Here is a 10,528-nt window from a genome sequence, read left to right as displayed (position 1 = left end):
ACGAGTGTCTCTGATCGCTTCTGACCACTTCCGCATCGTTGTCGGCCTCGGCAAGAGCGGCATGTCCCTGGTTCGCTTCCTGGCGAACCGGGGCGTGTCGTTTGCCGTCGCCGATACGCGGGAAAATCCACCGGAACTGGCCACGCTGCGCCGTGACTATCCGCATGTGGAAGTGCGTTGTGGCGAGCTGGACGTCGACTTCCTGTGCCGTGCCGACGAGCTCTACGTGAGCCCCGGCCTGGCCCTGGCGACCCCGGCCCTGCAAGCCGCCGCCGCCCGTGGGGTGAAACTCTCCGGCGATATCGAGCTGTTCGCGCGTAACGCGAAGGCGCCGATCGTCGCCATCAGCGGTTCCAACGCGAAAAGCACCGTGACCACCCTGGTGGGGGAAATGGCTGCGGCGGCGGGCAAGCGGGTCGCCGTGGGCGGCAACCTGGGCACGCCGGCCCTGGACCTGCTCAGCGACGACGTCGAGCTGTATGTCATGGAGCTGTCCAGCTTCCAGCTGGAAACCACCGACCAGTTGGGGGCCGAAGTGGCCACCGTGCTGAACATCAGCGAAGACCATATGGACCGCTACAGCGGCCTGCCGGCGTATCACCTGGCCAAGCACCGGATCTTCCGTGGCGCCCGGCAAGTGGTGTTCAACCGCCAGGATGCCCTGACTCGGCCATTGATCGGCGAAGGCCTGCCGTGCTGGACCTTTGGCCTGAGCAAACCCGATTTCAAGGCGTTCGGCCTGCGTGAAGAGAATGGCGAGAAATACCTGGCCTTCGAATTCCAGAACCTGATGCCGGTGCGCGAGCTGAAGATCCGTGGCGCCCATAACCAGTCCAACGCCCTGGCGGCGCTGGCCCTGGGACATGCGGTCGGCCTGCCGTTCGATGCCATGCTCTCGGCCCTGCGCACCTTCGCCGGCCTCGAGCACCGCTGCCAATGGGTTCGTGACCTGGATGGCGTGGGGTATTACAACGACTCCAAGGCCACCAACGTCGGCGCCGCACTGGCGGCCATCGAAGGCCTGGGCGCGGATATCGAAGGCAAGATCGTGCTGATCGCCGGTGGCGACGGCAAGGGTGCCGAGTTCAAGGACCTGCGCGATCCGGTGGCGGCCAACTGCCGCGCCGTGATCCTGATGGGCCGCGATTCCGACAAGATCGGCGAGGCCATCGGCGATGCCGTGCCGCTGATTCGTGTCGGCTCCCTGGTCGACGCCGTGGCGCAATGCCGTGCCGCCGCCCAGTCCGGCGACGTGGTGCTGCTGTCGCCTGCCTGCGCCAGTTTCGACATGTTCAAGAATTACGAAGACCGTGGTCACCAGTTCGTCCGCGCCGTGGAGGATCTGGCATGAACCTGAGAGACATCATCAAGCCTTATCCATCGCCGATCATCACCGGGCGCGGCGTCGACCTCGACTTCCCGATGCTCGCCGGCTGCCTGACGCTGCTTGGCCTCGGGCTGATCATGATCGCCTCGGCCTCCACCGAAGTGGCGGCGGTGCAATCGGGCAGCGCCCTGTATTACATGATTCGCCACCTGATCTACGTGGTGCTGGGCCTGGGTGCCTGCATCGTCACCATGATGATTCCGATCGCCACCTGGCAACGCCTGGGCTGGATGATGCTGCTCGGTGCCTTCGGTTTGCTGGTGATGGTGATCATTCCGGGGATCGGCCGTGAGGTGAACGGTTCGATGCGCTGGATCGGTTTCAGTTTCTTCAACGTCCAGCCTTCCGAGATTGCCAAGGTGTTCGTGGTGATCTACCTCGCCGGTTATCTGGTACGTCGCCAGAAAGAAGTGCGCGAAAGCTGGATGGGCTTCTTCAAGCCGTTCATCGTGCTGCTGCCAATGGCTGGCCTGCTGCTGATGGAACCGGACTTCGGTGCCACCGTGGTGATGATGGGGGCGGCGGCGGCGATGCTGTTCCTCGGTGGGGTCGGGCTGTTCCGTTTCTCCTTGATGGTGGTCCTGGCGGTCGCGGCGGTGGTCCTGCTGATTCAGATGCAGCCCTATCGAATGGCGCGCCTGACCAACTTTGCCGACCCTTGGGCCGACCAGTTCGGCGCTGGCTACCAGTTGTCCCAGGCCTTGATCGCTTTTGGCCGCGGCGAATGGCTGGGCGTTGGCCTGGGCAACAGCGTGCAGAAGCAGTTCTACCTGCCGGAAGCCCACACCGACTTCGTGTTCTCGGTCCTGGCCGAAGAGCTGGGCGCCGTGGGTTCCCTGTGCACGGTGGCGCTGTTCGTCTTCGTTTGTATCCGTGGCATGTACATCGGCCTGTGGGCCGAGAAAGCCAAGCAGTTCTTTGCCGCCTATGTCGCTTATGGCCTGTCGTTCCTGTGGATCGGCCAGTTCCTGATCAACATCGGGGTGAATGTCGGCCTGCTGCCGACCAAAGGCCTGACCTTGCCGTTCCTCAGTTATGGCGGCAGTTCGTTGGTGATCTGCTGCGCCTGTCTGGGCCTGCTGCTGCGTATCGAGTGGGAGAGTCGGACCCACCTGGGCAGCGAGGAAATGGAGTTCAGCGAGAGCGACTTCGCCGAGGAGCCAAGCCATGGGCGCTAATGTGCTGATCATGGCCGGTGGCACCGGCGGTCATGTATTCCCGGCGCTGGCCTGTGCCCGCGAGTTCCAGGCGCGCGGTTATACCGTGCACTGGCTCGGCACCCCGCGCGGTATCGAAAACGAGCTGGTGCCGAACGCCGGCCTGCAATTGCACCTGATCAACGTCAGCGGCCTGCGGGGCAAGAGCAAGCTGTCGCTGCTCAAGGCGCCATTCGTGCTGCTCAAGGCCGTGCTGCAGGCGCGTCGGATCATCCGTCAGCTCAAGCCGGTCTGCGTGCTGGGCTTTGGCGGTTATGTGACCGGCCCTGGCGGTGTCGCGGCCAAACTGTCCGGTGTGCCGGTGATCGTTCATGAACAGAACGCGGTCGCCGGTACCGCCAATCGGCTGCTGGTGCCGTTGTCGGCCCGAGTCTGCGAAGCTTTCCCGGACACCTTTGGTGCCTCCAGCAGCCGGCGTACCACCGGCAACCCGGTGCGCACCGAGCTGTTCCTCGATACACCGCGCGAGGCCCTGGCCGGACGCAAGGCGCGTTTGCTGATCCTGGGTGGAAGCCTGGGAGCAGAGCCGTTGAACAAGTTGCTGCCTGAAGCCCTGGCGCTGGTCTCCCCCGAACTGCGTCCGGAAGTGTTTCATCAGGCCGGTAAAAACCACGATGAAGTGACTGCAGAGCGCTATCGCGCCGCCGGCGTCGAGGCGCAGGTGCAGCCGTTCATCAAAGACATGGCCCAAGCCTACGGCTGGGCTGACCTGGTGGTCTGTCGCGCAGGTGCGTTGACCGTCAGTGAACTGGCTGCCGCCGGTCTGCCTTCGATGCTCGTGCCTTTGCCTCACGCCATCGACGATCACCAGACCCGCAATGCCGATTATTTGGCTCGTGAAGGCGCTGCCTTCCTGATGCCGCAAAGAACGACTGGCGCAGCGGACCTTGCCGCTCGCCTGACAGAGGTTTTGATGCAACCGGAACGACTCAACAGCATGGCCGACGCCGCACGTCGCCTGGCCAAACCCGATGCCACCCGTAGCGTGGTCGATATCTGCCTGGAGGTGGCCCATGGTTGAGAATCAGAAAGCCATGCCACAACCGGAAATGCGCCGTATCCGTCGCATCCACTTCGTCGGTATCGGCGGCGTGGGCATGTGCGGGATCGCCGAAGTACTGCTGAACCTGGGCTACCAGGTTTCCGGCTCCGACCTCAAGGCGTCGCCGGTCACCGAGCGCCTCGAGTCCTTTGGTGCGCAGATCTTCATCGGCCATCGTGCCGAGAACGCCGCCAACGCCGATGTACTGGTGGTGTCCAGCGCCGTGAACACCTCCAACCCGGAAGTGGCCACCGCCCTGGAACGCCGCATCCCGGTGGTGCCGCGCGCGGAAATGCTCGCCGAGCTGATGCGCTACCGCCACGGCGTCGCCGTTGCCGGTACCCACGGCAAGACCACCACCACCAGCCTGTTGGCCTCGGTGTTCGCCGCCGGTGGCCTGGACCCGACCTTCGTCATCGGTGGCCGGCTGAATGCAGCTGGCACCAATGCACAGCTGGGCACCAGCCGCTACCTGATCGCCGAAGCCGATGAAAGCGACGCCAGCTTCCTGCACCTGCAGCCGCTGGTGGCCGTGGTGACCAACATCGACGCCGACCACATGGCGACCTACGACGGTGACTTCAACAAGCTGAAGAAAACCTTCGTCGAATTCCTGCACAACCTGCCGTTCTATGGCCTGGCCGTGCTGTGCCTGGACGACCCGGTGGTGCGCGAGATCCTGCCGCAGGTCAAGCGTCCGACCGTCACCTACGGTTTCAACGAAGGCGCCGACGTGCGCGCGATCAATGTACGCCAGCAGGGTATGCAGACCTTCTTCACCGTGCTGCGTCCCGATCGCGAGCCGCTGGATGTCTCGGTGAACATGCCGGGTAACCACAACGTGCTGAACGCCCTGGCGACCATCTGCATCGCCACCGACGAAGGCATCAGCGATGAAGCCATCGTCCAGGGCCTGTCGGGCTTCCAGGGCGTGGGACGTCGCTTCCAGGTCTACGGCGAACTGCCGGTGGATGGCGGCAATGTGATGCTGGTGGACGACTACGGCCACCACCCGACCGAAGTCGCGGCGGTGATCAAGGCCGTGCGCGGTGGCTGGCCTGAGCGTCGCCTGGTGATGGTCTACCAGCCGCACCGTTTCAGCCGCACCCGCGACCTGTACGACGATTTCGTCCAGGTATTGGCGGACGCCAACGTCCTGCTGTTGATGGAAGTCTATCCAGCGGGCGAAGAGCCGATCCCGGGGGCGGACAGCCGTCAGCTGTGCCACAGCATCCGTCAGCGCGGTCAATTGGACCCGATCTACGTTGAGCGTGGGGTCGACCTTGCGCCGCTGGTCAAGCCGCTGCTGCGCGCCGGCGACATCCTGCTGTGCCAGGGCGCCGGTGATATCGGCGGTCTTGCGCCGAAGCTGCTGGGCAGCCCGTTGTTCGCGGGCGCCGTGCCTGCCGGTCAGGGGAAGTCGAAATGACCGCCGCCTACGCCTCTCTGTTTTCGACCCTCGCGCCGAAGGATTTCGGTCGCGTCGCCGTGCTGTTCGGCGGCAAGAGCGCCGAGCGCGAAGTCTCGCTGAAGTCCGGTAACGCCGTGCTCGAAGCCTTGCTGAGCGCTGGTGTGGACGCCTTCGGCATCGACGTCGGTGACGACTTCCTGCAGCGCCTGCTGAACGAGAAGATCGATCGCGCCTTCATCATCCTCCACGGTCGTGGCGGCGAAGACGGCAGCATGCAGGGCCTGCTGGAATGCATGGGCATTCCCTACACCGGCAGCGGCATCCTGGCTTCGGCGCTAGCGATGGACAAACTGCGTACCAAGCAGGTCTGGCACAGCCTCGGTATTCCGACGCCACGCCACGCCGTGCTTGGCTCCGAGGCCGATTGTATTTCTGCGGCTACGGAACTGGGCATGCCTTTGATCGTCAAACCGGCGCATGAAGGTTCCAGTATTGGTATGGCCAAAGTGACATCCGCGTCCGAACTGATCGACGCATGGAAAGCGGCCAGCACCTACGACTCGCAAGTTTTGGTTGAACAATGGATTCAAGGTCCGGAGTTCACCATCGCCACGCTGCGCGGCCAGGTATTGCCACCGATCGCCCTGGGCACGCCCCACACGTTTTACGACTACGACGCCAAGTACCTGGCTTCCGATACCCAGTACCGGATTCCGTGTGGCCTCGACAGCAATAAAGAGCAGGAGCTCATGGACCTGACGGCGAAAGCCTGCGGGGCGCTCGGTATCGTCGGTTGGGCGCGTGCCGACGTGATGCAGGACGCTGATGGCCAGTTCTGGTTCCTGGAAGTGAACACCGCTCCCGGCATGACCGATCACAGTCTGGTTCCGATGGCGGCCCGTGCCGCCGGTCTGGATTTCCAGCAGCTGGTTCTGGCCATCCTGGCGGAGAGTGTCGTCAGTAACGCAGAGCCGCGAGGTTAAGGCCATGCAAGGCGCCCAGCTACGTCATCAGCAACCCGCTCCCGGCCGCAAGCCGGTGCCGCGCGGTGCCAGCCGGATGGTGGCCAAGGAGCCGATGTCGGCGCGCCTGCCGAAAGCCAACTTTGGCGTGCTGAAAAGCCTGATGTGGCCGGTGCTGCTGGTCGCGCTGGGCTTCGGCACTTACGAGGGCGCGCAGCGCCTGTTGCCCTATGCCGACCGGCCGATCACTAAGGTCGCGGTGCAGGGCGACCTGAGTTACATCAGCCAGCAGGCGGTGCAGCAGCGGATCGCGCCCTACGTCGCGGCGAGCTTCTTCACCATCGACCTGGCGAGTATGCGTACCGAGCTGGAACAGATGCCATGGATCGCTCATGCCGAGGTACGGCGTGTGTGGCCGGACCAGGTGGTGATTCGCCTGGAAGAGCAGTTGCCGGTGGCCCGTTGGGGCGACGAGGCGCTGTTGAACAACCAGGGCCAGGCCTTCACCCCGCGTGAGCTGGCGAACTACGAGCACTTGCCACAGTTGTTCGGCCCGCAGCGGGCCCAGCAGCAGGTGATGCAGCAGTACCAGGTGTTGAGCCAGATGCTTCGCCCGATGGGTTTCTCCATTGCCCGTCTGGAGTTGCGCGAGCGCGGCAGCTGGTTCCTGACCACGGGGGCCGGCAGCGCCGGTCCTGGTATCGAACTGTTGCTCGGACGCGATCACCTGGTGGAGAAGATGCGCCGCTTCATTGCCATTTATGAAAAAACGCTGAAAGAACAGATTACGAACATCGCGCGCATCGATCTGCGTTATGCCAACGGCCTGGCCGTCGGCTGGCGGGAACCTGTAGCGCCCACGACGGCCCAACCCGCCGTCGCGAAGAATTAAGAAGAGGCAGGACCATGGCAAACGTGCAAAGCGGCAAAATGATCGTCGGTCTGGATATCGGTACCTCCAAGGTGGTGGCGCTGGTAGGCGAGGTCGCGGCCGATGGCACGCTGGAAATCGTCGGTATCGGCACCCATCCATCGCGCGGCCTGAAGAAGGGCGTGGTGGTGAATATCGAGTCCACCGTTCAATCGATCCAGCGCGCGGTAGAAGAAGCGCAACTGATGGCCGGTTGCCGTATCCACTCGGCGTTCGTCGGCGTGGCGGGCAATCACATTCGCAGCCTGAACTCCCACGGCATCGTGGCGATTCGTGATCGCGAAGTGAGCTCGGCGGACCTGGAGCGGGTACTCGACGCGGCGCAGGCCGTGGCGATTCCGGCCGACCAGCGGGTGCTGCACACCCTGCCGCAGGATTACGTGATCGATAACCAGGAAGGCGTGCGCGAGCCCCTGGGCATGTCCGGCGTACGCCTGGAAGCCAAGGTGCACGTGGTGACCTGCGCGGTGAATGCCGCCCAGAACATCGAAAAGTGCGTGCGTCGCTGCGGCCTGGAAATCGACGACATCATTCTCGAACAGCTGGCCTCGGCGTATTCGGTGCTGACCGACGACGAGAAAGAGCTGGGCGTGTGCCTGGTGGATATCGGTGGTGGCACCACCGACATCGCGATCTTCACCGAAGGCGCAATCCGCCATACCGCGGTGATCCCGATTGCCGGCGACCAGGTGACCAACGACATCGCCATGGCGCTGCGTACGCCGACCCAGTACGCCGAAGAAATCAAGATTCGTTATGCCTGCGCCCTGGCCAAGCTGGCCGGTGCCGGCGAAACCATCAAGGTGCCAAGCGTCGGCGACCGTCCGCCGCGCGAGCTGTCCCGCCAGGCCCTGGCCGAAGTGGTCGAGCCGCGTTACGACGAGCTGTTCACCCTGATCCAGGCCGAACTGCGTCGCAGCGGCTACGAAGACCTGATCCCGGCCGGCATCGTGCTGACCGGCGGTACTTCGAAAATGGAAGGCGCGGTCGAACTGGCCGAAGAGATTTTCCACATGCCGGTCCGCCTGGGCGTGCCGCACACCGTCAAAGGCCTGTCCGACGTGGTGCGCAACCCGATCTACTCCACCGGCGTGGGCTTGCTGTTGTACGGGCTGCAGAAGCAGTCCGACGGTATCTCGTTCTCCGGCATCGGTAGCCGAGACAGCTACAGCAGCGATGAACCCAAGGCCGCCTTGCTCGATCGCATCAAGAGCTGGGTGCAGGGCAATTTCTGAAGATTTACCGCAACACCGTTGTAAGCAGTAGGCGAAAAAACTAGAGAAATGAAAGGAGAGGGAAAATGTTCGAACTCGTAGACAACGTCCCCGCAAGTCCGGTAATCAAGGTTATCGGTGTCGGCGGTGGCGGCGGCAACGCCGTCAATCACATGGTCAAGAGCAACATCGAAGGCGTCGAATTCATCTGCGCCAACACTGATGCTCAAGCGCTGAAAAACATCGGCGCGCGGACCATCCTGCAACTGGGTACCGGCGTGACCAAGGGCCTGGGTGCTGGCGCCAATCCTGAAGTCGGCCGTCAAGCCGCCCTGGAAGACCGCGAGCGTATCGCTGAAGTGCTGGCGGGCACCAACATGGTGTTCATCACGACCGGCATGGGCGGTGGTACCGGTACCGGTGCTGCGCCGATCATCGCCGAAGTGGCCAAGGAAATGGGCATCCTCACCGTTGCGGTGGTGACCCGTCCGTTCCCGTTCGAAGGTCGCAAGCGCATGCAGATCGCCGATGAAGGCATCCGCGCGCTGAGCGAAAGCGTCGATTCGTTGATCACCATTCCCAACGAAAAACTGCTGACCATCCTCGGCAAAGACGCCAGCCTGCTGTCGGCTTTTGCCAAGGCCGACGACGTCCTGGCCGGTGCCGTTCGCGGTATCTCCGACATCATCAAGCGTCCGGGCATGATCAACGTCGACTTTGCCGACGTACGCACCGTGATGAGCGAAATGGGCATGGCGATGATGGGCACTGGCTGCGCCAGCGGTCCTAACCGTGCACGTGAAGCGACCGAAGCGGCGATCCGCAACCCGCTGCTGGAAGACGTGAACCTGCAAGGCGCGCGCGGCATCCTGGTGAACATCACCGCCGGTCCCGACCTGTCCCTGGGTGAGTACTCCGACGTGGGTAGCATCATCGAAGCCTTCGCTTCCGAGCACGCCATGGTCAAGGTCGGTACCGTTATCGATCCGGATATGCGCGACGAGCTGCACGTGACCGTGGTTGCCACAGGTCTGGGCGCGAAAATCGAGAAGCCTGTGAAGGTCATCGACAATACCGTGCAAACCTCCATGGCCGCTGCACAGGCGCCAGCACCTGCGCGTCAGGAACTGCCGTCGGTCAACTACCGTGATCTGGACCGTCCGACCGTCATGCGCAACCAGGCCCAGGCCAGTGCTGCGACTGCGGCGAAGCTGAATCCGCAAGATGATCTGGACTACCTGGACATCCCGGCTTTCCTGCGTCGCCAGGCCGATTGATGGAATGTATCAGGGGTATTAGGGTGATTGGTGTTCAGCAAAGGTCTGGTCTGCTATTATCGCCAGCCTTTGTTGATACCAGTTCGCAATTTGCGCTGAAGCGGCCCAAGCCATGATTAAACAACGCACCCTGAAGAATATTATCCGTGCCACAGGTGTAGGCCTGCACTCCGGGGAGAAGGTTTACCTGACCCTCAAGCCTGCGCCTGTCGACACCGGCATTGTGTTTTGTCGTGCCGACCTGGACCCTGTGGTGCAGATTCCTGCTCGCGCGGAAAACGTTGGTGAAACCACTATGTCGACCACCCTGGTCAACGGTGACACCAAAGTGGACACGGTGGAGCACTTGCTCTCGGCCATGGCTGGCCTGGGCATCGATAACGCCTACGTCGAGCTCTCCGCGTCCGAAGTCCCGATCATGGATGGCAGCGCTGGACCCTTCGTATTCCTGATTCAATCTGCCGGCCTGGAAGAACAGGACGCAGCCAAGAAGTTCATCCGCATCCTTCGCGAGGTGACAGTGGAAGACGGCGACAAGCGCGCCACTTTCGTGCCTTTCGACGGTTTTAAAGTGAGCTTTGAGATCGATTTCGATCACCCGGTTTTCCGTGACCGCACCCAGAGTGCAAGCGTGGACTTTTCCAGCACTTCGTTCGTAAAAGAAGTCAGCCGCGCCCGTACCTTTGGTTTCATGAGTGATATCGAGTACCTGCGCAAGCACAACCTCGCACTCGGCGGCAGCGTGGAAAACGCCATCGTGGTCGACGCGGATGGTGTACTGAACGAGGACGGCCTTCGCTACGAAGACGAATTCGTGAAGCACAAGATCCTCGACGCAATTGGTGACCTCTACCTGCTGGGCAACAGCCTGATAGGTGAGTTCAAAGGCTTCAAGTCGGGCCATGCACTGAACAACCAGCTTCTGCGCAAGCTCATTGAGCAGAAAGACGCTTGGGAAGTCGTGACCTTCGAAGATGCCAGCACTGCACCGATCTCTTACATGCGTCCGGTTGCGGCCGTGTAAGTAACACTCTCTTTCCTTTAGTTTTTAAAGGCTGCCTTCGGGTGGCCTTTTTTTATGCCTGCA

At 62.5% G+C, this 10,528-nt stretch carries 9 protein-coding genes; all 9 read left to right on the top strand.

All coding sequences use genetic code 11. The annotated features are described in order from the left end of the window. Nucleotides 1-4: 4 nt before the first annotated feature. The 9 genes from murD to lpxC all read left to right on the top strand — a co-directional run bounded on the left by murD (nucleotide 5) and on the right by lpxC (nucleotide 10,465). Nucleotides 5-1,351 carry a UDP-N-acetylmuramoyl-L-alanine--D-glutamate ligase gene (gene murD, locus AC07PQ_RS28380; protein ID WP_007928476.1) on the top strand — a complete coding sequence of 449 codons (1,347 nt, stop codon included), beginning with the start codon at nucleotides 5-7 and terminating at the stop codon, nucleotides 1,349-1,351. After that, nucleotides 1,348-2,565, top strand: coding sequence for a putative lipid II flippase FtsW (gene ftsW / locus AC07PQ_RS28375; protein ID WP_007928477.1), 1,218 nt, complete (start codon nucleotides 1,348-1,350; stop codon nucleotides 2,563-2,565). The genes murD and ftsW overlap by 4 nt, the downstream gene beginning before the upstream one ends. Next, nucleotides 2,555-3,625 (top strand): undecaprenyldiphospho-muramoylpentapeptide beta-N-acetylglucosaminyltransferase, encoded by a 1,071-nt coding sequence (gene murG, locus AC07PQ_RS28370; RefSeq protein ID WP_009050717.1) that lies wholly within the window; start codon nucleotides 2,555-2,557, stop codon nucleotides 3,623-3,625. Before ftsW ends, murG begins: the two co-directional genes overlap by 11 nt. After that, nucleotides 3,618-5,075 carry a UDP-N-acetylmuramate--L-alanine ligase gene (gene murC / locus AC07PQ_RS28365; RefSeq protein ID WP_493186612.1) on the top strand — a complete coding sequence of 486 codons (1,458 nt, stop codon included), beginning with the start codon at nucleotides 3,618-3,620 and terminating at the stop codon, nucleotides 5,073-5,075. The genes murG and murC overlap by 8 nt, the downstream gene beginning before the upstream one ends. Next, nucleotides 5,072-6,040, top strand: a complete 969-nt coding sequence (locus tag AC07PQ_RS28360; RefSeq protein ID WP_493186611.1) for a D-alanine--D-alanine ligase — start codon at nucleotides 5,072-5,074, stop codon at nucleotides 6,038-6,040. The genes murC and AC07PQ_RS28360 overlap by 4 nt, the downstream gene beginning before the upstream one ends. 4 nt (nucleotides 6,041-6,044) lie before the next feature. After that, nucleotides 6,045-6,911, top strand: coding sequence for a cell division protein FtsQ/DivIB (locus AC07PQ_RS28355; RefSeq protein ID WP_007922133.1), 867 nt, complete (start codon nucleotides 6,045-6,047; stop codon nucleotides 6,909-6,911). A 14-nt stretch (nucleotides 6,912-6,925) separates the two neighbouring features. After that, nucleotides 6,926-8,185, top strand: coding sequence for a cell division protein FtsA (gene ftsA / locus AC07PQ_RS28350; RefSeq protein WP_007922131.1), 1,260 nt, complete (start codon nucleotides 6,926-6,928; stop codon nucleotides 8,183-8,185). A 65-nt stretch (nucleotides 8,186-8,250) separates the two neighbouring features. Continuing rightward, nucleotides 8,251-9,441, top strand: coding sequence for a cell division protein FtsZ (gene ftsZ, locus AC07PQ_RS28345; protein ID WP_007922129.1), 1,191 nt, complete (start codon nucleotides 8,251-8,253; stop codon nucleotides 9,439-9,441). Nucleotides 9,442-9,553: 112 nt separating this feature from the next. After that, nucleotides 9,554-10,465, top strand: a complete 912-nt coding sequence (gene lpxC / locus AC07PQ_RS28340; RefSeq protein WP_009045509.1) for a UDP-3-O-acyl-N-acetylglucosamine deacetylase — start codon at nucleotides 9,554-9,556, stop codon at nucleotides 10,463-10,465. Nucleotides 10,466-10,528: the final 63 nt, after the last annotated feature.

This window comes from Pseudomonas sp. GW821-FHT09E12 (genome assembly GCF_059416085.1).
The sequence above is the reverse complement of the archived record's forward strand: the minus strand, read 5'-3'. Positions and strand labels throughout refer to the sequence as shown.